Here is a 26,338-nt window from a genome sequence, read left to right on the forward strand (position 1 = left end):
GCGCGCTCAACCATCTCCCGCGCGGGCTTGAGCTTGATTGAACCGGCGAAATTGAACCCCTCGATCTTCAGATAGAGGCGGCAGCCCAACACCCCTTCCAGGTCGACGAACAGGCTCTGCTCGTTGAACAGGTGCGGATCCTTGATAATTGGCATGTTCTTCCTCGTTCCCCTGCCATGAGCTTGGTCAGGGGTGGGGATGTCCCTGCCAGCTTGTGTGTAAAGGGTGGTTGTGTGTGAAGGGTGGCGGACATCTGCGTCCGGACCAGATTCACTTTTCAAGAAGAGCCGCGCAGGGCGGCACGAACACCGCGGCCACGGCAATGGCCGTTGGTGGCCGACGTCGCCGCTTGAGCGGCAGGGGCTGCCGCCATGGCGGATAGCGCTCCGACACCTAGGGAGAGGCACCTGCAGCCATTTTGGTAATCAGTTGGCGAGGTTTGGCAGGGGAAGGTGTTCCTGTTGCAGGAGTGCGATTCTGAAACACTGGAATTTCCAATCTTGAAAGGTGATATTCGACTTTGTCAGACCCGGCGCCCGTCATCTTGTGGCGATCTTTCTTGTGGGCCTTATGTGCCGAATCTGTCCTTTGATCCGGTAAATCAATAGTGTCGTCGTGCTGTGGTGCGCGCTTCCGTGCTGGCACGGTTTGGGGACTTGTATCTCTTAGGCAACCCCCTGTTGAGGCCAGGGGATCATCGATTATTGGCCTTGGGAGTACTTGTGTCCTCGCAGGACCTTCACCTAGGAGACCGCCCAGGTCCCGCACCGGGCACGGTCCACACCACCGGCTCCGCGACGCGCTGATGGTTGGCCGCAATCGGTTCAGGACGGGCGGCGGCGGAGGCTGCCTCCTTGTGCGGTGTCTCTTGGTGGCTGGTCCAGCGGAATCCGCGGCGCCGACCCTGCCGGGTGTCGATGCCCTGGCACCGCGGATGCTCGGCATTGATGAACACCAATACCGGTCAGTGCGGTTCTTCCGCGACCCGGCCGCCAAGGCCGCATCCGGGCGTGGCCATGCAGGCAAGTTTTTCGGGGATCCAAAGACGGCCACACTACTCAGAGCACCGCGTCAACCGCATCTCCGGGTATCTCTTCAACGCCTCCGGCGGCAACGGCGCGGGTTCTTGCTTCCAAGAGAAAGTCCGCCCGGGGCAATGGATCCACTATGTCCTTGTCGTAAATTTCAACGCCAAGATCTACCAGAATGGCGTTCTTGCGAACCAAACGAACTGAATTACCGCCGCACCAGCATTGTGGCGGAACGCGGCAGCGCGCCATTCCGCGTCCGCACGCGCGACTTCGGATCGTTTTTCAAAGGTGTCATAGGAAAAGTAGCTGGCTACGGCAAGGAACTGCCAGTCAAGCGCATTGCCGCGCACTGCAACGTAATGACCCGGTGAGTCACCGTAGGCGGAGCGAAGGTGTTCCCACAACGCCTCCGCCAAGGCGGCCGTTCGCCGACGAAGAAATCGAGCGACCTGACCGCCGGGCGGCTGGCCGACCGCGGGCGGCCAAGATTTCCGCTATCGCTCCCAGATTGCGGCCGGGAACTTGGCCGCGTTGTACCGTCGGTTGTGGTTGAGTTAGGGACATGACCTCACCGATCGAGGAATACGGCTTCATATCCGATCGTCGCACCGGGGCGCTGATTTCCCGAAAGGGCAGCGTTGACTGGCTCTGTCTGCCGAGGTTCGATTCTGAATCGGTTTTCGGTGCTTTGGTCGGAACCGAAAACCATGGTCGCTGGCTCCTCGCACCCTCTGGCGGCGAGGAGCGGACCGAAGGGTCAGCGGACGTAGCGCGCCGGTACAGGCCCTCCACGTTTATTTTAGAGACTCGGTGGAAAACCGGCAGCGGTGAAGTTTTGGTCACAGAATTCATGACGATCGGTGGAAGTGGCACTACCTTGGTTCGCAGAATTCAAGGGCTTGAGGGTTGCGTTCTGATGCGCCAGGAACTGCAACTGCGGTTCGGGTACGGAAAGATTCTGCCCTGGGTCCATCGAATATACGACGACGACGGAGAGGCGCTGCTGGCCGTGGCCGGGCCCCAGGCTGTCATGCTGAGGGCGGAAGTTCTCCCCCGCGCCGCCTCCGATTATTCGCACGTGGGGACGTTCACTGTGGAAGCTGGTCAGACCATCGATCTGCAGCTGCATGCTTTCTCGTCCCACGAGGTTCCGCCGGCGGTAGTCGACGTAGGCCTGGCGCTGCAGACGACCGGCACCTACTGGAGAAGCTGGTCCAGCAACTACCTTTCACAAGGTAACTACGACGAGGAAGTACAACGCTCGCTGCTCGTCTTGCGCGCGCTGACGCACGAGAGGACCGGGGGCATTGTGGCTGCCCCGACCACATCGCTACCTGAACAGTTCGGCGGCCAACGCAACTGGGACTACCGTTATTGCTGGCTACGTGGTGCCGCGTTGACCTTGGAAGCCATGATGACCCATGGCTTCCAACAGGAGGCACTGTACTGGAGGAACTGGCTGCTGCGTGCAGTGGCCGGGGACCCGCGCGATCTGCAAATCATGTATGGCATAGGCGGCGAGCGGGAGCTGCCGGAGCGGGTCCTGGGTCACCTGCCAGGTTACGAGGGATCCGGCCCAGTGCGGATCGGCAATCGGGCGGTCTACCAATACCAAGGCGACGTTGTCGGTGAAGTCATGGTTGCCCTGGCGAAACTCCGCGAGCGTGGCGTCCATGAGGATCATTTCTCCTGGCCGCTCCAGCGAAACATGCTTGGGTTCGTCGAAAACAACATCGACCGTATGGACCACGGCATCTGGGAAATGCGCGGCGAGCAGCGGTTCTTCACTCATTCCCGTGTCATGATGTGGGCCGCAATGGATTGTGGGGTGAAGGCTGTAGAGGAGCACGGGCTTGAAGGCCCGGCCACGCGGTGGTCGGAGATCCGGGAGCAGCTCCGCGCGGAGGTCATGAAACAGGGTTTTAACACTGAAATAAACTCCTTCACGCAGACCTATGGGGACACCGAAGTGGACGCGTCCCTCTTGGTTCTGCCGCAGGTAGGCTTTCTGGCCTACGAGGACGAAAGAATGCTCGGCACGGTGTCCCGTCTGGAACACGACCTGCTTGACGGGAGCGGCCTGCTGGTTCGCTATCGAACGGAAGCCTGCCCCGATGGGCTCGCGCCAGGGGAATACCCGTTCCTTGCCTGCTCCTTCTGGCTCGTTGAGCAGTACGCCCGGTCGGGCCGGGTTCCGGAGGCAAAGACGCTTATGGACAGGCTCATCGGTTGCAGCAGTGACCTGGGGCTGCTGAGTGAGGAATACGATACGACTGGCAGCCGAATGGCAGGAAATTATCCGCAGGCATTCTCGCACCTAACCCTGATCAGGGCTGCCGACGCTCTGAACGGAGCCACCGTGGGGGCGGATGCGAAAGGGTCCAGGCAATCACATGAGAGCGCGGGGCCTTCGGATCTTCCGTCCTAGTGGCCGGTTTCCCGAGGGACCCCGGCTCCCACATCCCAAAACCAGACCGTCCGTTCGGCGCGATTGGAGACGAGCCGCCAGCCGTCCAGGTGGAAGTCAGCGCTGTTCAGTGCACCCTGATACCCCGGCAACCGGTTAACCACGCGTTCCGTGAGAGCTTGCGGGGCCAGGATCTGTTGCATCCCGCGTGTCTCAGTTGGCAGCCGTAGGGCGCTTGACCCGCAGGTGCGAGCCGAGGCCTCTCCTGCTGCGATAGTGGCACGCACGAAGCCGGTAACGGCAACTGCCGCTACCAGAATCACAGCAATGAGGACCGCTTTCAGCACGCGGGCGCTCTTCCGCAGTACCCTCGCTTGCATCTCTGCGGCCTCTTGCTTCTCTCTAGCGGCCTGAAGCTCGGCTCGTTTCGCCGCGACAATTCGTTCGTTCTCCCGCCTTCTGGAGGCGATCAGGAAATCCCGGGCAGTCTTCAGGCGGTGGCGGAATGCCGGCTTCGAGGCCAGCACCTCTGCACCAGTCAGCCTGGCACCCTCCAGCAACCAGGCGTTTCCACGGCGGCTGTTTTCCCATGCCGCCGCGGCGCGTTCAATATTGTCCGCCTCCTTAAGGTCCTGTCGTTCGTTGGCCAGCCAGCCAGCCAGTTCCTTCCACTGGCGCAGCAAGCTTTCGAGAGCCACTTCAACGACTGCCTCGCCACCACGAATGTCTTTGACCAGCAAGCGTCTGGCCACCAACAGATCAATCAGCCACCGGGCCCGCGCCGGAAGATCCGTCAGGCGCGCGACGCGGCGCATGGGCTGGTCATTGTCCGGGTTGATGGTCGCCAGCCATGGAATAAATGCCGTGTGCAGTTGCTCGAGCTGGGCCTGACGCTCGATGGGATCACGCGCGATCACCGCGTCTATTTCTGTCTGCACAACACTGTTCATGCCGCCAATGGCCTCATACCCGTTCAAGGTCAGTTCCCCGGTCCCTTCGAAGTCGGCATACAGTCGGGCAAGAGTTAGTGAGAGTAACGGCAGAGTGTCCGCACCCTCCGCTGACTCAGCAAGAAGCCGGTCGACCAAACCGGGCTGCACCCTCAAGGGCCGGCCGGCCGCGGTGGCCCGTGCGGCTGGTCCCAGGATGACCTCCTTGAACTGGGCCACGGGCATCGGTCTGAGTTCATCGAAAACACGGGCGCCGAAATTCGCCAGTTCCGGCACAGTTTGCATCATCTCGTACCGATCCGCCCGGATAGTGCCAGCAACAAATAATGCGGGCCCGGGACCGTCGTCACCGCCAAGTAACAGTCCCAGGAGTTCCAGAAACTGGGTGGCCTGGGGTCCGGCGTCCACATTGAAAAGCTCCTCGGCCTGATCCAACGGCAACACCAGGGTGGGCTGGGGCGGTTCGCCCGTCTCCATGGGCAGGTGGGAGGCTGCCGTCTCTCTCGCCTCCGCCAACCACTCCCGGAGCCGTTCTGCGTCGTTGAGAATGCACGCATCCTTGATTTCGGCCAGTGAAGGCTGGTTCAATCCCAAACCGCGTCGCAACGCATGAATCGAGTGGGCGAAACCCTGCTCTCCAGTCAGCGCGTTGCGCTCTGGGCGCATGATCTCAGACACCACAAAGTGTCGGTCGTCCCGTTTTAGGCGGGGCAGCAAACCGGCCCGCAGGAACGACGACTTCCCGGCGCCCGAAGGACCCAGAATCATGAACAGCGACTCGATACCGGAACTGCGCATCCCCCGCAGCTCATCTAAAGCCCGGACAATCTGCCCGTCACGGCCAAAGAACACGGCAGCGTCCGTTTCCTCCAGCGGCTGCCAGCCCCGGTAAGGCGCGCGGTTCGGATCATTTTTTGGTGGCCACACAAAGTGTTCCGCTCCGATGCCCGCCCTCTGGAGACCTCGGCGCAGCCGCTGCAAACCCTCCGTCTCGAATGTGACAAACCGGCCGGCGCCTTCCACCGGGATTTGTGTGCTGGGGCCGTCTCCGAAAAGATCGCAGCGCTGCCATTCTCCAGTAACACCCACTTCCGTCGAAGGCTCGAGCCGGGCGCACAGGATGAGTTTGTTCAGGGACTCAGCCGTCCTGAACTCGGTCCTGCATTCGGCTGATGCCTCCCAGTGCCGGGAGAGCAGGCAAATCACGGCCTCGCACCGTGCGTTGGAGCGTCGGAGTGCTTCCTTCCACCGCTCGCCGGGCTGGATCCCGGTTACGGGATCCAGATCGAGGAATATCTCGTCCGTTAGGCCAGCGTCCTGCTCGACCAGCCACCGCTTCAGCGCGATGGCCTGAAGAGTGTCCCGGCTCGAATGGCTCAGGAAGATGCGTGACATGCGATCGCCCCACTTCGGCATTTGTCTGCGCGCAGCAGCAACCCTTTTCCGTCAACAAGGGGAAGCCAGGCTCCAACCTTGCCTAGAAATCCGACGGCCGCTGCGTTTCGCCCACGGACACCAATAATTCAGAGCACGGCGCTGCAGGTCAGCAGGCGGGGGCTACGGCGCCGAGTACCTCCTCCGACCAGGAGGCACAGCGTCGATCCTCCACAGGCAGCAGAGCGCAGGCCTTCCCATGGCGTCAATGGTGCACCCGGGAGCACTCCACTGCAATGATGGGCGGCAGCATCTTGCGAGCCAATCGGTGTCTTCCGATGTGTCGCGGTGCGTGTTAGCCTCACCCATATAGTTTCATGCATACGGTCTCACCATACGGTCTGGGTAACCCTGACCGGCAATGGAACGGGGCTAGCGGCAATGGGAACTGTGGTCTTCAACAGAGAAACCGAGGTGAGACTCGGCATTGTGCCTTCCCTGGTCTCGCTGCTCAAGGTCCTGCTTGCCATCGTCGTCGCGGCCGGCGTGACGGGGGCCAGCAGTCCCGCTCCTTCGCCAACCGCCACCCTCCAAAGCGGCATGGAGGGATCAAAGGCAGCCCTGGTACGGATCGAACTGGTGGCAGTGGCGGAGATCGCGCACATCGACGCTTCCACTGGAGTAGCGATGATTTCCCGGGGCCGGTCCGTCGTGCCGCTGCAGTCCACCACGGGGGTACTGCTATCTGCTGACGGGATCGTGGCCACCACTTGGGAGAGCCTCACTGTCGACGAGGACGCTGTCGCTGTCTACTCCGCTAACGAGTTGTTTGCCAACGTGATTCACGTACCTATTGTCGGCAACAACGGGAACCCGGCGATTCGGGGCTCCACGCCCGACCCCCACTGGGGGCGGCACCTTCAACACTGCTACAAGCAGGTGAGTCACTGCATCCTCTTCCGGGTGGCCCAGTACCACGTGCACACGTACACGTCCAAGCCAGGAGACGTCATTGCCGAGTTGCTGAACGCTCCCTCCAAGCCAAACGACGTCGCGCTTCTTCGAATAAGCGGAGGTGGTGCGGCACCAACCGCCGCGCTGGCTACAACCGCCGCGGCCAAAATCAGCGGCGTTCTGCTGGGCTTCACAAAGCGTCCCTTGGCAGCGGTTTCTCCGGCTGAGTTTCCAGCTACGGTTGACACGGCCGGAAACCGCATCCAGTTCGCGACGGATCTCGCCAGGCCACTGAGGGACGGCGTGGCCGGAGGTCCGGTAGTCGATCGGGCGACAGGACAGGTTCTCGGTCTGGCGGGTTCGCGCCAACCTGATGGAAAGGCCACACTCGTGCCGGCCGCGGCCATCAAGGCCGCGTTAGCGAAGGCGGGAATTCAGGTATCGCCTTCGCGGTTTGACGCCGTTTTCCGTCGGGGCATCGACCATCTCGCGGCAGGCAACCAGGGCGGGTCAGCAGAAAGTGCGCTTCAGGAGTCCTTGACGTATTTCGACTCCGCCTTGGCAAGGAACCGCCTCGCCGAGGCCAGCGCCCAAGACGCCACGCGCGCTCCGGCGAGCCAGGCTCAGACGCCAGAGGACGCCGCCTCGGCGGCCTCGCTGCCCGGGCCGCTTCTAGCCGTCCTCGCGGGCGCCGTGATTCTGGCAGTCATCGGGGTAGGGGTGGTCCTAATGCGGCGGAGGGCTGCTTTCGCCACTGCCCCGGGCGCCGGCGGTAGCCCTCCCGTGGCCTCGGGCGCTCCAGTCTCGAGGCCTTTGAGGACTGGGCCGCTAGATCCGAGCCATTCCCGAGCGAGCGTCGAGCGGACCGAGCTGACAAAAGTCGGGGACAATGACAAGCGGGCCGGGCCGGGTAAGTACCACTCGGGTCGAACTGACGCGGGAGAGCATTTCAGGCCACCGCAGTCGCCGGCGGCCATGCATTTCGCTACACCGCCCGCCCCGGAATCGGGTCATAACGCCAACGACAGCGCACGTCCGGGCGCGGGCGGAACGCGCTTTGCGGGGCCTCTGGCACCTCGTGCCGTGAGGGAGGTACCGGCGTCGTTCTGCTTCAGGTGCGGCCGGCAGCTTCAGCCGGAATGGCAATTCTGCGTCGGTTGTGGTCAACGGATCGGATGAACCATGGATTTGAAGGCCAATTACCTCGATCCAGGAACGGAACTGGCCGGCTACCGGATTGAGTCGATGATCGCCCGTGGCGGCATGGGTGTTGTGTACAGAGCGTTCGATGTCCAACTCAACCGCCCCGTTGCCCTTAAGCTCCTGGCACCAGAACTTGCGGCGAACGACAAGTTCAGGCAACGCTTCGTCCGCGAATCCCGGCTAGCGGCGTCCGTCGATCACCCCAACATTCTTCCTATATACGGGGCGGGGGAATCATCTGGGTTGTTGTACATTGCCATGCGATACGTCCACGGCACGGATCTAAAGGAGGAACTGGACACCCGGGGCGCACTTCCACTGGCCGAAGTGATGCGCGTCCTCGCAGACACGGCCTCCGCCCTGGACGCCGCACACGATGCGGGGCTCGTGCACCGGGACATCAAACCAGGAAATATACTGCTTTCCGACGATCAAGTGTATGGCCACCGGCATGTCTACCTAACCGATTTTGGCCTAACGAAGCGCGCGTCGTCCGCCACGGGTGTAACAACAGCAGGCCACTTCCTTGGTACGTTGGACTACGTCGCTCCCGAGCAGATCCGGGGTGAGGACGTTGACGGCAGAGCAGACGTTTACGCCCTGGCCTGCGTGGCATATGCATTGCTGGCTGGCCACCCCCCGTTTGATTACGATGACGACTCCGCCCAGCTGTGGGCCCACATGACGGAGGAGCCACCGCTACTCTGCGCGGAGCGGCCGGAGGTCCCCACAGTGATCGGACTCGCTATTCAGGCTGGCATGGCAAAAAACCGGGAAGAACGGCCTGCCTCGTGCGGCGCCCTCATCGACGCCATGGATACCCTTCGAAGTCTGCCAGCATGGGAGCCCCTCGACGCGCGCAGCGTCCCTGCCGGCTCACCGGAAGTACAGCACGCCGCGGTGGCACGGCCCACTAAAGCACCGTCCGCACGCCATCGAGGGCTGGTCCAGAGGCGGCTACTCGTCCGGTCCGCAAGGCGGGGGCGCGCGTGGATACTTGGCTCGTTGGTGGCCGTGCTCGTCCTGATCTTCGCAGCCGTGCTGGTTCTCCCGCAGTTGCCCTCCGCCGACGAGCGAGTGACCTTCAGCGCCAAGGGCGTCCCTTACACGCTCCAAGTCCCCAAAAGCTGGACACCCCGCAGCGGAGCGGGGGGTGACAGTTCGGTCAGCGTGCTGTCTCCTGCAGACGTCACGGCACTATTCGCTGACGAGCCAGACGGCCCGGCAACTGCTGCCCGAACCGTAGCCCAGGACCCGGCCAGCGTCGTGGGGCTGACCGTCTACCACCAGGCCGCAGTGCTAAGCGCGCAGTCTCCGTCTGCCCGGGTCAGTGCCGCCGAAGCACTTCTTCCCGGCACGGACGCCCGGTTGGTTGACCGCGGGACCGCCACCATCGGCGAGGTCAAGGGGCAGGTCATGGAAGGGACGCTTCCCCTGTCGTCCTCTGTGCTCCTGCAGGTGCGTGTCTGTGTTTTGGACACCGATACCAGCCAACTCCTCGTGTTCTTCGCGCCGTCTTCGCTCTACGAGAAGAACACAGAGATTTTCGATAAGGTCGCCGGTTCCCTGCGTCGGACAAAATGAGGCAAAGCCATGACAGAGCGCTCGACTCCATCCAGGAGCGAACCCTTGCTCCACATCCGCATGGACGGGCACGACTGGAGCTTTCCGCCTTCACAGGAAATTGAAGTGGGTAGGGGCCACCACGCCGATGTGCGCCTCAATGACGAACGCGTCAGCCACGGGCATGTTCGCATATGGCACAACACAGATGGTTGGTGGGTGGCCGACCAGACCAGCCGAAACGGTACCTGGATTGTCGGCGCGGAGCAGGCCCTCGACCGGCCCGTACCGCTTCGTCCCGAGGGCCTGCGGTTGCGCCTTGGCGCGCTGGACGGACCTGAACTGCTTCTCACCTCGGAACCGCTGCACGAGCCTGGAAAGCAGCGTGTCCTCAGCGTAGGGCGCTCGCGATCTTCTGACGTCGTTGTACATGACCCGCTGGTGTCTCGACGACATGCCACGATAGCGATCAGCGAACAAGCAGTTCTACGCGACGAAGGCAGCTTCAACGGGACTTTCCTAAACGGGGACCGTGTTGACGGCGAAGCGACACTCCGGGTTGGCGACCAAATCGGCGTGGGTTCCAGCACACTGGTCTGGAATGGCGTGCAGATTGCTAAGCCTTCGCCTCAGCGTCCAATCTTCAGCGCCCGCCATCTGGAAGTCACCACGAGTGCAGGCGACCCTCTACTGGACGACGTGTCAATGAGTGTGGCCGCGGGCACACTGGTCGCCGTTATCGGCCCCTCCGCCCCAGAAAAATCGGCTCTTCTGGGCGCCGTGACAGGACTGCAGCAAGCATCCCGCGGACACGTGACATGGAATGGTCGAGATCTCTACGGGGGGTACGCACAAATGCGCTTTCTCGTGGGACTGGTGCCGCAGGAGGACATCCTTCACCGTCAGCTCACGGTTAGGCGCGCCCTGCATTTCGCGGCTCAACTGCGCCTGCCGCCCGACACGAGCGCGACGGAGTTGGAGGAGCGGGTTAGCCAGGTCCTTAAAGAGGTGGACCTTACACAGCACATGAATCAGCGGATCGACTCTCTGTCCGAAGGTCAGCGCAAGCGGACGGCGATCGCTTTGGAGATGCTCACCGCCCCCCAGCTCCTGTTCCTGGACGAACCCACCTCCGGACTCGATCCCGAACTCGACAAGCAAGTCATCGGCAGCCTCCGCGCAATCGCGGACGCCAGCCGAGTCGTGCTGGTGGTGACTCACAGCGTCCCAGCCTTGGACGTGTGCGACCGTGTCCTGGTTCTTGCCCGGGGCGGACGAGTAGCATTTTTCGGGCCACCCGCTGAAGTGCCCCGGTTCTTCGGCGTGAACAACTACGCCGAAGCCTTGGCGGCGTTGGAGGACCAGACGTGGGCAGGCCGTTATGCGCTGTCGCCTGCCCGGGACGCTTACCTGGCGCGTACCACGTCCGCAGCGGTTGCGCTTCCTGCGGGTGACTCGCCCGCGCCGCCACGTGCCGCTCCTGGACGCCAGCTATGGACGCTGATCCGCCGCAATGCGGCGGTCGTTGCAGCTGACCGGCTTTTCGTCGTTCTTCTCATTGGCATGCCAATGGTGCTGGGCCTGATGGCTCTTGCTTTTCCTGGCGAGGCGGGACTCTCGGTCAACGAGGCCAGGGGCGATTTCAACCAGATTCAACAGCGGCTCATCGTGCTCGTCGTCGGGGCCGTTCTCATGGGTGCGGCGCTCGCAGGACGGGAGTTGGTGGCAGAACGGCCCATCTACCGGCGGGAGCTGGCAGCCGGCCTGTCTCCTAGCGCATATCTGCTCAGCAAAGTCTTGGTTCTCGGAGTGCTGGTCGCCTGCCAGTGCGCGGCCTTCACCATGCTGGCGCTTCTTGGACGCCCAGGTCCGGACGGCGCCCTCGTGTTGGGTAACGGACACATCGAAATTGCAGTGGCGGTGGCGGCAGTTGGCATCACCATGACACTAGCCGGCCTTGTCGTCTCAGCCGCTGCCACGTCGAGGGCGCAAACCATGCCGGCACTCCTCGCCTTGGTCTTGGCGCAGCTTGTTCTGTGCGGTGGGCTGTTTGCACTATCCGGACGTGTCGGCTTGGAACAAATGTCGTGGCTGCTGCCTGCACGCTTTGGGTACGCCGCCACAGCCGCGACAACAGGCCTCCAGACGGCGCCCGTACCCGAAGCAGACCAGCTGTACGACCCAACGGCCCAGCAGTGGCTCATCGACATTGCCTTCCTAGGCCTCCAGGCCTTGGCATTCCTCGCATTGGCGGCCTGGGCACTGCAACGCTCAGTAACCCGGAATGCATGGAAATGAGTTGCAGCTGACACGTCCCGACGTTTTGTTTTAGCTGTTCTGCTGACCGGCTAACCTGCCGTGTAACGTCATTGGTCCGGTTCGTAGCGTGAATTGAATCTTTCGACGGTCATGGCGTAGCCGTCGGTCCCGTCTTCGTTGTTAAACACGACGACGTCGCCCCTGTTGTAGCTGGTGCGGCCTTCCTTGGTGGCCACACTGCCCGCTTCCTGGGCAACTTCGGCCCAAACGGGAGTGGATTTAACGTATGCACCTCGGCGGATCTGGCGGTAGGTGGCAGCGAAGACGTCCGCGTCGACTGTGTGGATTTCGCCGTCGTCGTCCACCAGCCAGTCCCCGGGCTTGCACTGCTGCTCGCCGCCCCACTTGCGGTAGCTGAACCCATCTGTGTCCAGGCGCAAGGGAATTGCAACGACGTACTGGTCGGGTAGGCGTCTGTAGCGGCGGAGCTCGCTCATGAGTGGTCCCTTCCGTTTACGCCGGTGGCAGGTCAAAAACCGTACCAAAATCAGTGTCCCGCACATCCTGTGCCGCGGCCAGCCTGCCCAGCCGGTGCAGGACCTCCATATTGCCCGGGGCATCCATGGCGCTAAGCGCGGTGGTGTCCATCGCGGCAAGGGTTCCGTCCAGCCTCCGGACACTCTCCGGCCGCAGGTCCACGTTATAGCGTAGATAACTCATTACTGGCGCACCATTTAGCAGATCGCCCTCCAGCCCGCCTAGTTCCCGATCGATGATCCTTGCGGTTGGGCTGGCGGACATCCACTGGAGCATTGTTTCCTGCAGAACCGCGCAGTCCTGCAGCACAGATTTCAGCGCCCGCAGGGCGTGGCTTGCCGTCAGTTTGGCCTTACTGACGGCGGGATCGGCCGCACCTGTACCAACCGATACGAGCAGCAGCTTGTCTGAACCGGTCTCCCAGCCCACTCGGTAACCTTCCAGAATGGCGTACATGAGCGCCTGAAGTGCAGGGTTGTTGAAAGGACTGACCCCACCATCGACGAAACTGCCAGTCACGGGGCTCGCATTTCGTCCGCCCGTGATGGAGATGGTTTCCGGTTCGAAATAGGACGGCGCGGCGGTGGAGGCCCGGACAACCTGCCAGAGCGGATATTCTCCGTTTCCCATCCTGCCGTTGTTGGCAGCCACGAAGTACCTGCCGCGGGGGTTGTTGGACACCGGCCAGGGGCTGCCGCTGTCCAAGCGTTTGATGACTATCAGCAAGCCGGTCAGCAGCTCGGGGCCGCCCAAAGCCGTATCCGCGCCGAAGACATCCTTCAACTCGGCAACCAGGGACTGCTCGTCGTACTTGGCCCGCAGAAGAATTTGACGGAAAAGGCTTCGTTCAAACACTCGCCGCCCGAGACTGAAGTACTTTTCGGTGAGTTCGCCGACGCTCCAGCCCTGGGCAAGGGCTGCCGCTATGATCGCCCCAGTGGATGTGCCTGCAATCAGGTCAAAGTAGTGGCAAAGACGGAAGTCATCGCCGGCGCCATGGCGTTCACGCAGCAGGCCCTCAATCTTCTCCAAAATGCCGAGGCTCAAAATGCCCCTCAGCCCGCCGCCGTCGAGTGAAAGAATGCGCTTCGGCGTACCATCACTGAGGAAATGCTGGTCCCGGGTCAGTATTTGGTAGGGCATCTGACGCCTCTTCTCTTGTCGAGCCGCGTAACACCATGCTAGCCGGACATAGTTTGCCAACCAGCGCTGCCATTGGCGCCGCCTTCTTCGGCGCGACGGCGGCGCACAGAACGAGACGTTCAATCTCTTTCCGGCCAAAATGCGTACTGGCACGGATGCTGACCCGGCCCGTCCGAAGGCAATATCGACATGCCGAACGGCAAGGATTTACCGACAGGTTCCATTGCCAGCCCTCAGCAGTCCGAAGGAGTACGTCAATGTTGTCCACAACACCCGCAGCAGTCAGCGCGATCCATTTGGCGCTTTGCACGGCTGCGGAGGATCACGCTTTACCCCTTGACCGTGACTGGACCGCGCGACAGCTGCAGGCTTTGGCCGAGATGGACAAGCGCGTCCAGAGGCACCCGCAGCACATGCTCGCCCGGATGGCTCTGGCCAATCACGGGAATTCCTCGAGCCTCGAACGGATCAGGGCCAGCGTGGTGCGATCACTCGGAGGCGCTGCGGGCACGCATTACATCGTGGCCGCGCTGCACCTGGCACATCTGGCACTGGCGCTGCCCCATGCACTGTCCGCAACCCAGCTGTCCCTCCTCCTGGCCCCGCTCAGGGCGGCCGAGATGGTCAGGGAAGCCACCGACAACGTTTCAGCGGAAGTGGAGTTCGCTGCCTGATAGCGGCATTTCCGACGCCGGTGCCGCGGCCCCGGCCGACTATTCGACACCGCGGCGCAGCCCGCCACCCCGAAGGTACGTGAGGACGGCAAGCACGCGCCTGTGGTCCTCCGGCTCGGGCCTCAAATCGAGTTTAAGGAAGATACTTCGGATATGGGCCTCGACGGTTCGCTCCCCCAGGAAAAGTGACTTTCCTATTGCTTGGTTGGTGCGCCCTTCGGCCATAAGTTCAAGGACGCTCCTCTCCCGGCTCGTGAGGTCATCTCCCGGAGCGTGGCCTGCATGTGGGCGGGTCACGAGTCGTGTCACAAGGTCTGGGTCGATGGCCGTGCCTCCGGCAGAAACGCGCTGCAGTGCGTCAATGAATTCGTCAACATCAGACACGCGTTCCTTGAGCAGGTAGCCCAGGCCTTTGGCTCCGTTCTTCAGGAGTGACATCGCGTTTTCCGTTTCCACGTACTGGGACAACAGGAGAACGCCGGTCTCGGGGTACCTGCTTTTTATGGTCTCAGCGGTCTGGATGCCCTCAACGGTGTAACTGGGAGGCATGCGGATGTCCACGACGGCGACATCGGCTCCGTGTTCTTCAATAAGTTCCAGCAACTTCGCTCCATCAGAAGCCTCGCCCACGACTTCCAGTCCCTCCGACTGCAGCAGGGCGGACAGTCCTCGCCGCAGCAAAGCCGAATCATCAGCAATGGCAACACGCAGTGTCATGGCACGTCACGTTCCGGGTCTGTGGAGAAAGGAAGAATGGCGCGTATCGTCGTTCCTTTACCTTCAGGACTGTCGATTGACAACGTTCCGCCGAGCGCCGCTGCCCGGTCGGCAACCCCCAGCAGTCCGCCGTCGGGGCCCGGCTGCGCACCACCAATTCCGTCGTCAACGATCTCCATTCGCATCTCTCGTTCGTTTCCGTCGATGCAGATTCGCACCGAGGACGCCTCCGCGTACTTGGTGGCATTGGTGACGGCTTCGGCACAGATGAAGTACGCAGCCAACTCCACGTGGGCCGGCAGCCCGTTGCATGACCCGAGATCCACTTCCACCGGCAATGTCGACCGCTCCGCCAGCGCCGTGATGGAGCCCGCCAAACCCCTTTCCCGCAGCGAAGGAGGATACACACCCCTTGCCAACTCGCGCAGTTCGTCAATCGCTTCCGAAAGCTCAGTACTTGCCTGCACCACGAGGCACTCTATTTCGTGAGGATCTGTCGCGCGTTTGGCCCGCGCGAGCTCCATGGACACCGCCACCAGTCGTTGCTGGGCTCCGTCATGAAGATCCCGTTCAAGCTGACGACGCCGGGAGTCGCCCGCCGTGACAATCCGCTCCCTGGACCGACGGACCTCAACGAGCTGGTCCCTGAGCTGTTGTTCCATCTGCTGGTTTTCCAGTGCCAGTGAAGTCGCGCTACGGACGGCTGCAAGCAATTGCGGCTGGTCCCTGAGGGCGCCGTCAAAAACCAATGCCCCTACCGGTGTTCCGTGGCGTTCCAAGACCATGGAGGCGCGCCCGCTGGAAGTTTCCGGCAAGGGCTGGGGAACTCCCCCTCCGTCGACAAAAGACGCCTGGTCCGGGACCCAACGGAGCAGCGTGAGACTGGGGTCATGAACGGATCGACGAAGCGCGGCCACCAGCCTGTCACTCATCGGGGCGGAGCCCACTTCGACCATCAGATCACCCAGAGTGCCCCGAGCAAACCGGTAACGCCAGAGCCCGAAGAGAACTGCGAGCGGCACGATTGCGGTTGCCGGATATTGCCAGAGCAGCGCCTCGGTGGACAGAGACCCAAACAGCTGTATCACTGCAAGGGACACCCAGACGGTAGCCGCCGTCTTTATGATGACTGCAAGCCAAAGTGGCAGGAATGAGGACCTGTATGCCTTCGTGCCTGCCCGCCACCGGCCGACGAGAACCACCACGATCGCAGCTCCCACCGCGATCTGGAACGTGCGGATCGCATTACCAAGTGTGGTCATGAGCTCCGGGCTGTCCCAGAGAAGCAACAGGTTCCGCGAGGTGGACTGCCCCACCGAGACGTGCAATCGCGGGTCAAAGAACGCCCAGCCTAGAACGGTGGCCACCAGCCAGGAACCGAAGAAGAAACCAACCGCGGCCTTCTCCATTCTGGTGCGGAGCACTCCCAAGGGAAAGCTGAGCGCCAGATGCAGCAAAGGCGGCTGATACATGAGCGTGAGGCTCACTCCGAGCGTGAAAGCCAATGGGTCGCTAGAGCGACGAACACCCGCCGCCAGCCACAGCCACCCCGCAGTGCACAACAGCACGCCCGGGTTCCGGGCTGGCAGGCTCCGCCAGGCGGTGATTCCGGCCACAACGAAAGCAAGTCCCACGCCCAAAAACAACGTCAGCTCAAGAACCGAAAAGGGAGCCCGGTTCGGGTGCTCGCCCCACCGGACCACGCCTTGGGCATTCAGGCCCAAGGTTCGTGCGGGATCTTGAAGTGCCGTGGGCGACCAGTCAACACAAACCAGGACAAGGACGAGGACGCCCGCTGTCACCCCAAATACACTGATGAGCTGCCGTGGAGTCATTGCACTTCCCCTCGAACCTGGCCTAGGGGCGGATGCATTATGGTGAAGACCAGGTCTCTGGCCTCTCAGCCAATCTCCCTGTTGAGATTCCTCTCAAAGGGGTCTGCTAAGAGAAGACTTATTGTTAGTTGAAATAGCGGAGGGAGCAAGCCAACTCCCTAGTTTTCACGGGTCCTCTTCAGAGCCCGGGTAGCAGCGATGTAACGCGGCCAACCTAGTCCGCGGTGACTCCGTTGTACCATCGGGAGTCAGGCTCTGCAATACACCTACGCGTCCTCCGAATCCAGATCGAAGTCCGGGAGGTCCAGCAGCCCCAAATCCTCCAGCACCGCTGCGTCCTCATAGGTGTTCGCAATGCACCGGACCAAGGCAGGCGGCACCCGGAAATGCGTGTCCAGCGTCAGGATCCCCTGCCCGGCGAGGCCTTCGAGTTGGCTCAGTGCCACGCCTTTCAACGCCCCGACCGTGGCCCTTTCTTCCGGCGACGCACCCGTCCGGGGGGCGAGCACGGTGTCCCTCCGCGGAGGGTCATCCGTTGCCGCTGCCAGCAGGATCGATGCCACCGTCGCGGCAACGAGGACTTCCCACGGCTCCTCTGGGTCATAGCCGAGCACGGAGGCCGAGAGGAACTGGTCAACAAAGAACACCAGCTCCTCCAGCCGGTCCGACGTGCTGCCTGCCAGGAAAACGGCGGAGGCCAGCGACGGCGCCGCTTTCGTTGAGCCGATAGTGATCAGTTGAGTGCTGGCCAGCGCCTCCCACACCTGCGCCAGCAGCGGCACTTCATACATGCTGCGGACCGTAGGCACAGGCACTTCCGAACCGCCGCTTCCGGCCGGCGCGGCTCCGGCCTGCTTGGATCCACCCCTGACGCTGAGCCCCAGGCACGCAGCCGCAGCTTCGATGTCCTTTATCCGGAGTGCACCGGTTCCGGTAACCGGCTTGCCGTCGCCGATCCACTGAAGAAGGGTGGTGGTCCGCTGGATGAGCGGGAGCTCCGAAAAGACGGTCAAGGCGTCCTCGTCGGAAATGACCGGCACGTCGACGAGTCCCCAGTCATCGCTCTCCCCGAGAAGCGCATTGAGAAGTTCCAGGACGTCGGCGAGCTGTTCCGCTGAACCCGACCACCGGTCAGTGTCCGCGAGAAAGTTGACGAACCCGTGGACGGCGGCGATAGCAAACTCAGCGCGGTCGTCGTCGTCCTCCCCTTCGGCCGCGGCAGGTAGATCGGCGGCGAGAGCTTCCGCCAGTGCCACAGGATCAAGCTGCGTCAGGTCGGCAGCCGCCACCCGATCCATGTACCGGCCCATGACACTTTCTATGGCCGCCAGGCAGTCCAAAGCGGCCGCAGCGGCGCCGGGGGTGCCGTCGTCGAACCACCTGACAAAGGCCGGTGCGAGTGAGTCAACGGCGCGTCCGGCCCGGAACGAACTGAGCGAAGCGGGCGCAGCGCCCCGCGCGCCCGGACTTCCCGTGCCAGCGGGACTCTTGCCCTTATTCCGGTTTCTGCCGTTCTTGCTCATGCTGCCCCTGACTGATTGCGCTTGCTAGTACGACGACGGTACTGGGCTTTCGGGCGCCGCGCCCCTTTGCGGGCCAGTGCCAGGCCGCCACACACCAGCCTACCGATCCGGCCGCTCATCCAACGGCCAATCTTCCGGGTCCACGATCACAGTCCCCGCGGCGCCGTCCACGGAGACGGTGTCGCCGGTTCTAATCCGCAGAGTCGCATCCGGGACGCCGACGACCGCGGGGATTCCGTATTCGCGGGCCACCACGGCTCCGTGGGAAATAGGTCCGCCCATTTCCATGACCAGTGCCCCGGCGGTCATGAACAGGGGCGTCCATCCCGGGTCCGTCGACGGGGCAACCAGGATTTCTCCCGGCTCGAGGTGTGCGCCGGCCGGGTCCAGGATGACTCTGGCTTTGCCTGTCACCGTGCCCGCGGAGGCCCCCGCCCCCGTCAGCGTTCCCGGCTGCTGCCGGCCGGCCCCAGATCCCGCCTGGGCCTGCGCGGCCATGGCGGCTTCGACGTCGGTGCCGTCGGAAAGCAGCAGGCGGGGGATGTGCCTGCGCCGCAATTCACGCTGGTAGGTCCGGCGGCGTTCGGCGACAGGTCCGCGCAGATCGGCACCACGCAGCGCGACCCGTGCTTCGTCCACGTCCAGGAAGAAGATGTCGTCCGGCGCGGCGACCCGGCCGGCGTCGGCTAATTCTTCACCCACCAGCTGAAGCTGGCGGCGGAGGCTGGCAAGGGTAGCAATGAGCCGGAACTTGGGGGCTTCGCGCATGCCGGCCGTTTCGCGTGCCCGCCGGAGGCTGTGGGCAACGATGCTCCCGCGCAGCCTGGAGCTGGCACCGGCCCGTGCGCTCAGTTCGGCGGCCTTGGCTTCGGCCCTCCCTGCGGCCTGCTCGAAGAGCCGGTCCGGCTCGAGCTCCGGATCCCGCTGCCTGAGGTAGTTGGTCAGGACGTTAATAATGTGGGCGGGGTCTTCGGACCAGCGGGGAATGCCGATGTCAATCTCTGCCACGGCACGGTGGCCGTACCTGGCAAGGAAGTGGCGCAGTCCTTCCTGGCAGGCGGCCGGCAGCGACCCTTCACGGTAACGGCGGGCAAGGTCATCAGGATTTTCCTCGGTGAGTGTGCGGACTGACTCGGGGTCTTCCCTGATGGAAGTGGCCGTGCGCCAGAGCTCCAAATCCATCTCCGTGGTCACGTTGTGCGGCAAGCCGCGAAGCACAGTCTGCAGCTCGCCGGCCTGCGCGAGCCGGCCCAGCAGCAGACGGGCCAGTCCCAGCCAGATGTAGCCGGCGGCCGGCGGAGCCACTTCTCGCAGCAGGGCGGGGGTGATGTCCTTAGCCAGAACGCGTTCCACGAATTCCAGCCGCCGGTCGCCCGACGCCGGTTCCGGCAGCGCCAGCATGTGGTCCAACTCACGGTTCCATAGCCCGAGGCGTGCCAGCGCGGCGCCGGGATTGATCATCGCGCGGAGGGCACCGACGAACAGGCCCAGCTGCGGCAAAGCCTGCAGCGTCGATTTCAGCGACGGCAAGCCCGGGGTCCTGGCGAGGGAGAACCGGGGGTCGCCCGCGAGGTATGCGAGCGCATCCACGGACCTGGCATCAGCCAGTTTCACCATCCTCAGAATGCCGCGCCGGCCGCCCTTGCTGCGCAGCAGGGAGGTGACGTCGACAAACATGCGCATCCCGATCTGGACGGACCTGTATGTTCCCGGTCCATAGCCTGAGTCTGCCGGCCGGTAGCCCCTGCTCATCAGCGCGAAGGATGCCAGGCCCATGGGCGTCAGCGGCCGGGTCAGTCCCTGCATCAAACTGCCGCACAGGTAGGCGCGGGCGCCGTCGTCGTGGTTTTTCGGCTCCGGCAGCGGATACAGCGTGGTGATCGGGCGGGACTGCACCACGCGGATCACGCCGTCCGCTTCTATGGCCCACTCCAGATCCTGCGGCTCGCCGTAGTGTTCTTCCGCCAGGGCGCCGAGCCTGGCCAGGGCGCGGACCTGCTCATCGGTCAGGCACGCCTGTTGCGCGCCGTCCTCCCGCTGCAGACGCCGGGTGCCGCCGCCCGGGGCGGCCTGGATTTCGATGCGTTTGTCCCCCAGCCGGCGCTCAAGGATCCCCCCGGTCGTGCCATCGACCCGGAACTGGTCCGGATTCACGGCGCCGCTGACCAGCGCCTCGCCGAGTCCGGGCGCTGCGTTGATCACGGTTTCCCTGCGCCGGCCGGTCAGCGGGTTGGCCGTGAAGATCACACCGGCCACGTCGGCGTCGACCATTTCCTGAACAACGACGGCGATGCCCACCAAACGCTGGTCAATCCAGTGATCGCCACGGTAGGCCACTGCCCGTTCCGTCCACAGGGAGGCCCAGCACCGGCGGACGGCGTCCAAGAGCGCGCTGGGTCCGACGACGTTGAGGTACGTGTTCAGCTGGCCGGCGAAGCTGGCCCCAGGCAGATCCTCAGCTGTGGCGGAGGATCGTACGGCCACCGGGGTGTCCTCACCCAGACGGGCATAGGCGGCAAGGATGGCTTCGACGATGTCCTCGGGCACCGGGATGGCCTCCAGCTTCGCGCGCGCCAGCTCCGCCAGAGCGGCCAAATCAGGTCCCGTCCCCGATTCCGTGCTCAGGGCCGCCCCGGCCGTTACCCGCCGGTAGGCTGCGGTGGTGATGCAGAAGCCTGCCGGGACCGGAAATCCTGCCGCCAGGAGCACGCCGAGGTTTGCGGCTTTGCCGCCGACTTCTGGCGCCATGCCCGCGTCGACATCGGTCAGATCGACGACGATATTTTCCGTATGTGCGGCACGCGACTCTGCATTATCCATCGTTGACCCCGTTGCCGGACGCTCGAAAATGGTTGCTGCGACTCTAGGCCCGTCCGGGCATGGATTCAACGCCCGGCGGAGCTGCTATTCCCGGCTAGGGGTTCCCGGGTCACCTGGCGGTTCCGGCCCTGGTAGAGGCGGCGGTAGCTGGAAGGGGTGGTGGTGAGTTCGCGCATAAAGTGGAGCCGGAAATTTGCCGTGCCTGCCCGCCCTCAGTGTGAGGTGCCACGACCATCGGCCGGGCAATGCGGTTCGCAGCCTCCGCGCCGTGGTCCTTGCGGAGCAGATGAAGGCAAAAGTCGATGCCCGCCGCAACGCCGAGGCTGGTGCTGACACCGCCGTCGTCGATGTACAGCACCCCTCGATCCACGCCGACGAGACCAGCATCCCCACCGGCGGCATCAACTGGGAAGCCCTGATCGCTGACCCATGCGCCGGCTATGGCAGCACGATCAAAGCCTTCCTGGCCGCCAACACGCCGGATAGCCATTGACAGGCCGGGTCGGCTTCACTCCCGGTTGTAACGCGCGAGGGCTTCAGCGTAGACAGCCGCGGTCTCGTGATCGCCCTTATCCGTGTATTTGGCGATGATATTCGCAAGGTCATGCTTGATGACCCAGTGCGGGTCCAACTCCTCTTGGGGCCGGGGAACAAAATCGTTCAAGTCTTCTCACCCCCTGCAGCGGCAGAGTCCTCACGCTCCAGCAGGTAACGCAGGAACGCGGCCTGGTTGTCGATTTCCCGCTGCTTGCGGGGAGACAGCCAGTCCAGCAGCTCTTTGTCATCAGCCATTGATCTTCACCCCCTTCAGGCTCGAATCAATGCTCACTCCGCTCGGGCAAGATCAGCGAAAGTTTCAGGCAAGATAGGCGAAGGTCTTGCTGATGCGGGTCGAAGCCGGCGAGCGCCGGGATCAGGAGCAGCAGGCCAGCGGCGCCGGCAACGAACCCCAGGACCAGGAAGCCCGGCACGGGCACCAAGGACAACCGTCGGGTTGCACCTACACGCCTGTTGCTTCGGCAGGAGAAGCACTCGTCAACGGAATCTGCTCCCCCTCGAACCGAAGAATGACGGATTGAGACCACGGAAGCGCGGATATCGTCAGCTGCGGCCCGTGGGAACCGTACGGATGCGATTCGATGGCAGACAGGCGGGGGCCGACGACGTCTGGGTATGCCCGGTCTCAGAGGCACCCGTCGGCCGGCCCCGCCCTACCCCGGCGGTCTGCAGCAACCTTTACCCGGGGCTATTCGACTCTCTCAGGGAGGGGTTGGGAAAAAGTGGGACCCCGCCGGAGACCGTTGCCCTCATCCACCAAAAACAGGCGGGGCGCCAGCCCTTTTGGTGGCTTAAGGCAACTTTGTGGCGTCAGCTCAGATCTTTCCCAGCATTCTTCCGCATGATGAAGAATGTCCCGCAGCAAGCACCTGCCAGCACGAGCCGCGGGACGGGTAGCCGGATCCGGCACCGAATCCGAGCGGCGCTGGATCCGGCTACCAACTGGCTGTTCGGTGGGGCCCCGAACACTTCGTGCTCGGCATCGGCCGCCCCCGCTCCGACATTGTCGGCCGGCCCGCTCCAGATCGGTATCTTCAACGGGAAGAACGAGGCGATCCGTTGGGGACGCCAATTATCGCGTCCCCGTGGAATCGCACCAACCCCTCATTTGCAGGTGAGAATCAAGTTTTCTTGCGGGTCGACTCCCACTTTTTCCTAGGGCTCGACACCGACAGTGGGATGGTCCTGAAGCTGAGGTTCGAAAAAGCCCACTCAGGGCCACCGGGCCCGACGCATTCCCCTGGCTGCACCGGACACGGCGCCAAGTCCAACGACGGTCACAGACAGGTCTCAATGTCATGCTCGGTCAACAAAAAACTGGGGCGTTCACGCGCGCCTCGGCTACAAGCTTTTCATCTGGCGCTTGCGCGCCCACGGTTTCCTCATTCGCGGCCAGCAATGCTTAACGAAGCCACCGTAGGAAAAGAGGACTCCGGGCGCTCTTTGCCGCTACAACGACGTGCCTGGAGTGCCCTTCTGTCGGCAGTACTTGCATTCGCCGGGCTGTCCGTCAGCGGCGTCGGCGTCGCAGACGTCGGGACGATCGGCCACGATACGCTTCGGACCGGATGGGATAGCAACGAGAGCACGCTCTCGCCGTCGTCCGTCTCGTCCGCGAACTTCGGCAAACTCTTCTCCACGGCGGTGGACGGGCAGGTTTACGCCCAGCCACTCGTGATCGGCGGCACCGTTATTGCCGCGACGGAGAACAATGCTGTTTACGGCCTGGACAGTGCCACGGGGGCGACGAGGTGGCAGCGTACCGTCGGGCCGGCGTGGCCGGCGTCGACCGTGAGCTGCGGCGACCTCACGCCCAACATTGGAATCACCTCAACTCCGGTTTTCGACCCGGCGTCAAACAGCGTCTTCCTGCTGGCCAAAACGAATGACGGAGCGAGCCCGCAACTCCCGCACTGGTACATGCACTCCCTCAATCCGGCGACCGGAGCGGAGAGAGCCGGGTTCCCCGTCCTCATCAGCGGCGCCCCCACCAACGACCCGACCCGCCCTTTCAATGCAATGACGGCCATGCAGCGGCCGGGACTGCTGCTCATGAACGGGGTGGTGTACGCGGGATTCGCCAGCCATTGCGACTACACCCCCTTCGTCGGCTACGTCATTGGCGTGTCCACCAGCGGACGGCAGACCACGATGTGGGCCACGGAGTCAGGCAACGCCAACGCGGAGGGAGGAATCTGGCAGTCCGGCGGAGGACTGGTATCCGACGGTCCCGGTCAAATCCTGTTCGCCACCGGGAACGGCATCTCCCCGAAGGCTGGCCCCGGCAGTGTGCCTCCCAGCACGCTGGCGGAATCGGTGGTCCGGCTCCGGGTTGGAAGTGACGGCAACCTGAGCCCCACCGACTTCTTCAGCCCCGCCGCCAACATCAAGCTGGACCAGAACGACGCCGACCTGGGTTCCGGGGCCCCTGTTGCCATCCCGGACGGCTATGGCACGGCCGAGCACCCGCACCTGCTGGCCCAAGTCGGCAAGGACGGGCTCGTCTACCTGCTGGACCGGGACAATCTGGGCGGCATGGCGCAGGGGCCAGACGGAACCGATGCAGTCCTCGATGCAGCCGGACCGTACAGCGGGGTGTGGGGACGGCCCGCGTTCCTCGGAACGAGTGACGGCGGCTATCTCTACACCGTCGAGAACAGGGGTTTTCTGCGCGCATTCAAGCTTGTGCCGGACAGCTCGGGCGGGATCAGACTCGCCTCCATCGGGACGTCGGCGGGCACGTTCGGGTACACGTCTGGCGCGCCAACGGCGACCTCTTCCGGCACGGACGGGTCATCCGCCCTTGTCTGGGCGGTTTACTCCACGGGAGGAACCGGGGTCAATGCGGAACTGCGGGCCTACCGTGCCCTCCCGGACAGCACCGGCTCGATCCAACAAGTGTTCAGCGCCCCGATAGGTACGGCAGCAAAGTTCTCCTCGGTGGCCACTGACAACGGCCGGGTGTTCGTCGGAACCCGGGACGGCCATGTGCTTGGCTTCGGCTCCCCGACAACGTCAGCCGTCGGTGCTACGGACACCGACCTGGGCACGGCCGCAGTGGGCGCCATCCAGTCTGGCAATGTGACGATCACGGCCTCCCGGGACGTGACGGTCAGCTCCATCACAACAGGGGCACCGTTCGGGATCGGAACTTCGACCGGACTGCCTGCCAGGCTGCTGAGTGGCGCCAGCCTAACCGTCCCGGTGACGTTCTCGCCGACTGCACCCGGGCAGGCTGACGGTGCCCTGACCGTTAAGACGGTCGACGGCGAGACCGTTCTCCTCGGCGTTCACGGCGTCGCCATCAGGGATGGCCTGGGCGCCACACCGGCAGCGCTCCAGTTCACCGACGTTCCGACCCCGACACAGAGCCGGCAAACTGTGAACATCGTCAACACCGGCGCCACGGTGGTCGAGATCACCGGCGTCACCCTGCCGGCCAACGCGGAGATCAGCGTGGACGCGACCACGCTGCCGGCCGTGGGACAGCAGATCCAACCCCTCGCCTCAGTTCCGGTGTCAGTGACTTTCAGCCCCGCGACGGCGGACCCGGTAACCGACTCACTGGTCATCGTCAGCAACCTTGGTTCCGTGACAGTGCCGCTTGCCGCAACCGCCGTTTCCGGTATGGCGCACCTGCAGATGCCGCCATCGCTGGACTTTGGGGACGTCCCCGTCGGGACGTCTGCCACGGCTGACTTCACCATAAGCAACACCGGAAATATCCCGATGACGATCACCAAGGCGAAGGCGCCGCAGGGTGTCTTCTCGGCGGCCGCTCCCATCTCCGAGGGCCTCACGATCCCGCCAGGCGAGTCCGCCTTCCAGAGCGTGACCTTCACGCCCACGGCTCTCGGGCAGGCCGGCACCCAAGACACCTTTTACCTGATCACCGCGAATGACGGCCAAGGCGCGCTCAAGGTGATGCTCACCGGCAACGGCACCGACGACCCGATCGCGGTCAAGGCGCAAACGATCGGCGCCGGCCGCCCGGGTTCGACCCTCGGGCGTGCTCTCACCGGACAGTACGCGGTTGCGGGAGGAAAGTGCCAGGACTTCGTCAACGGGGTGATCTGCTGGTCGCCGGCGGCAGGGGCGCATGAGTCCCATGGCCCGACCTATATCAGCTACAAGGCCGCCGGCGGCGCCGCGGGCATGCTCGGCTTCCCAACCACCGATGTCATGACCACGGCAGATGGAGTGGGCCGCTACAACCACTTCTCCGGTGCGGGCGGGGCCTCGATCTACTGGTCACCCAAGACAGGCGCGCACGAGATCCACGGTGCCATCCGGACCAAATGGGCGGCACGGGGCGGGGAGAAGGGCCCGCTTGGCTACCCAGTCACTGACGAGAAAATGACGCCGGATCGGGTCGGCCGGTACAACCACTTCTCCGGTTCGGGTGGAGCCTCGATCTACTGGTCGCCCAAGACAGGCGCGCACGAGATCCAGGGTGCGATCCGGACCAAATGGGCGGCACTGGGATGGGAGAAAGGCCCGCTCGGCTACCCAGTCACAGACGAGGGCATCACGCCGGATCGGGTCGGCCGGTACAACCACTTCTCCGGTTCGGGTGGAGGCTCGATCTACTGGTCGCCCAAGACAGGCGCGCACGAGATCCGCGGTGCGATCCGGATCAGGTGGGCGGCACTGGGATGGGAGAAAGGCCGGCTCGGTTATCCGGTCACGGACGAGCATTCCGTTCCCGTCGGCCGGGAATCAGATTTCCGCAGCGGTCGGCTGGTCTGGACGGCGCGGACAGGAGTAGTGACCGGATAGCGTTCAAGGCC

Annotated in this window: 18 protein-coding genes and 1 pseudogene; 10 read left to right on the forward strand and 9 right to left on the reverse strand. The window is 63.6% G+C overall.

The window, feature by feature from the left end; genetic code table 11:
* Positions 1-714 precede the first annotated feature (714 nt).
* The 3 genes and pseudogenes from AC1DFE_RS21285 to AC1DFE_RS21295 form a co-directional block, all read left to right on the forward strand.
* A pseudogene (locus tag AC1DFE_RS21285) lies at positions 715-1,000 on the forward strand (ISL3 family transposase); the annotation flags it as partial.
* Positions 948-1,235, forward strand: a complete 288-nt coding sequence (locus tag AC1DFE_RS21290; protein ID WP_476907846.1) for a hypothetical protein — start codon at positions 948-950, stop codon at positions 1,233-1,235. The pseudogene AC1DFE_RS21285 and the gene AC1DFE_RS21290, both read left to right, overlap by 53 nt.
* A gap of 358 nt (positions 1,236-1,593) precedes the next feature.
* Entirely contained in the window at positions 1,594-3,459 is a 1,866-nt protein-coding gene (locus tag AC1DFE_RS21295) for a glycoside hydrolase family 15 protein (RefSeq protein WP_476907847.1), read from the forward strand.
* Here AC1DFE_RS21295 and AC1DFE_RS21300 read toward each other — a convergent pair.
* Positions 3,456-5,783, reverse strand: coding sequence for a toll/interleukin-1 receptor domain-containing protein (locus AC1DFE_RS21300; protein WP_476907848.1), 2,328 nt, complete (start codon positions 5,781-5,783; stop codon positions 3,456-3,458). The genes AC1DFE_RS21295 and AC1DFE_RS21300 overlap by 4 nt on opposite strands.
* A gap of 453 nt (positions 5,784-6,236) precedes the next feature.
* Between AC1DFE_RS21300 and AC1DFE_RS21305 the strand changes: the two genes are divergently transcribed.
* The 3 genes from AC1DFE_RS21305 to AC1DFE_RS21315 are packed head-to-tail and all read left to right on the forward strand — an operon-like array spanning position 6,237 to position 11,780.
* Positions 6,237-7,895, forward strand: coding sequence for a hypothetical protein (locus tag AC1DFE_RS21305; protein WP_476907849.1), 1,659 nt, complete (start codon positions 6,237-6,239; stop codon positions 7,893-7,895).
* Positions 7,896-7,898: 3 nt separating this feature from the next.
* A complete protein-coding gene (locus tag AC1DFE_RS21310; protein ID WP_476907850.1) occupies positions 7,899-9,503 on the forward strand; it encodes a serine/threonine-protein kinase in 1,605 nt (534 codons plus the stop codon).
* 45 nt (positions 9,504-9,548) lie between these two features.
* Positions 9,549-11,780, forward strand: coding sequence for an FHA domain-containing protein (locus AC1DFE_RS21315; protein ID WP_476907851.1), 2,232 nt, complete (start codon positions 9,549-9,551; stop codon positions 11,778-11,780).
* A gap of 68 nt (positions 11,781-11,848) precedes the next feature.
* On the opposite strand, the gene AC1DFE_RS21320 is transcribed toward AC1DFE_RS21315, so the two are convergent.
* Positions 11,849-12,238 carry a hypothetical protein gene (locus AC1DFE_RS21320; protein WP_476907852.1) on the reverse strand — a complete coding sequence of 130 codons (390 nt, stop codon included), beginning with the start codon at positions 12,236-12,238 and terminating at the stop codon, positions 11,849-11,851.
* Positions 12,239-12,254: 16 nt separating this feature from the next.
* Positions 12,255-13,421, reverse strand: coding sequence for a patatin-like phospholipase family protein (locus AC1DFE_RS21325; RefSeq protein ID WP_476907853.1), 1,167 nt, complete (start codon positions 13,419-13,421; stop codon positions 12,255-12,257).
* Between the two features lie 257 nt (positions 13,422-13,678).
* Here AC1DFE_RS21325 and AC1DFE_RS21330 point away from each other — a divergent pair, with 257 nt between their 5' ends.
* Complete coding sequence (locus AC1DFE_RS21330) at positions 13,679-14,095, forward strand: hypothetical protein (protein WP_476907854.1); 417 nt, start codon at positions 13,679-13,681, stop codon at positions 14,093-14,095.
* 39 nt (positions 14,096-14,134) lie between these two features.
* On the opposite strand, the gene AC1DFE_RS21335 is transcribed toward AC1DFE_RS21330, so the two are convergent.
* The 4 genes from AC1DFE_RS21335 to AC1DFE_RS21350 form a co-directional block, all read right to left on the reverse strand.
* A complete protein-coding gene (locus tag AC1DFE_RS21335; protein WP_476907855.1) occupies positions 14,135-14,812 on the reverse strand; it encodes a response regulator transcription factor in 678 nt (225 codons plus the stop codon).
* Entirely contained in the window at positions 14,809-16,614 is a 1,806-nt protein-coding gene (locus AC1DFE_RS21340) for a sensor histidine kinase (protein ID WP_476907856.1), read from the reverse strand. Before AC1DFE_RS21340 ends, AC1DFE_RS21335 begins: the two co-directional genes overlap by 4 nt.
* A gap of 299 nt (positions 16,615-16,913) precedes the next feature.
* Positions 16,914-18,170, reverse strand: coding sequence for a hypothetical protein (locus tag AC1DFE_RS21345; RefSeq protein WP_476907857.1), 1,257 nt, complete (start codon positions 18,168-18,170; stop codon positions 16,914-16,916).
* A 99-nt stretch (positions 18,171-18,269) separates the two neighbouring features.
* Positions 18,270-20,990, reverse strand: coding sequence for a PEP/pyruvate-binding domain-containing protein (locus AC1DFE_RS21350; protein ID WP_476907858.1), 2,721 nt, complete (start codon positions 20,988-20,990; stop codon positions 18,270-18,272).
* 286 nt (positions 20,991-21,276) lie between these two features.
* Here AC1DFE_RS21350 and AC1DFE_RS21355 point away from each other — a divergent pair, with 286 nt between their 5' ends.
* Positions 21,277-21,483, forward strand: coding sequence for a hypothetical protein (locus AC1DFE_RS21355; RefSeq protein ID WP_476907859.1), 207 nt, complete (start codon positions 21,277-21,279; stop codon positions 21,481-21,483).
* Positions 21,484-21,498: 15 nt separating this feature from the next.
* On the opposite strand, the gene AC1DFE_RS21360 is transcribed toward AC1DFE_RS21355, so the two are convergent.
* A complete protein-coding gene (locus tag AC1DFE_RS21360) occupies positions 21,499-21,654 on the reverse strand; it encodes a hypothetical protein (protein WP_476907860.1) in 156 nt (51 codons plus the stop codon).
* Positions 21,651-21,782, reverse strand: coding sequence for a hypothetical protein (locus AC1DFE_RS21365; RefSeq protein WP_476907861.1), 132 nt, complete (start codon positions 21,780-21,782; stop codon positions 21,651-21,653). Before AC1DFE_RS21365 ends, AC1DFE_RS21360 begins: the two co-directional genes overlap by 4 nt.
* Before the next feature lie 92 nt (positions 21,783-21,874).
* Between AC1DFE_RS21365 and AC1DFE_RS21370 the strand changes: the two genes are divergently transcribed.
* Both AC1DFE_RS21370 and AC1DFE_RS21375 read left to right on the forward strand, forming a co-directional pair.
* The gene (locus AC1DFE_RS21370; protein WP_476907862.1) at positions 21,875-22,069 is read left to right on the forward strand and encodes a hypothetical protein; all 195 of its coding nucleotides are present in this window, start codon (positions 21,875-21,877) and stop codon (positions 22,067-22,069) included.
* A gap of 877 nt (positions 22,070-22,946) precedes the next feature.
* Positions 22,947-26,327 carry a choice-of-anchor D domain-containing protein gene (locus AC1DFE_RS21375; protein WP_476907863.1) on the forward strand — a complete coding sequence of 1,127 codons (3,381 nt, stop codon included), beginning with the start codon at positions 22,947-22,949 and terminating at the stop codon, positions 26,325-26,327.
* Positions 26,328-26,338: the final 11 nt, after the last annotated feature.

The sequence above is a fragment of the Arthrobacter sp. 05T423 genome (genome assembly GCF_056396245.1).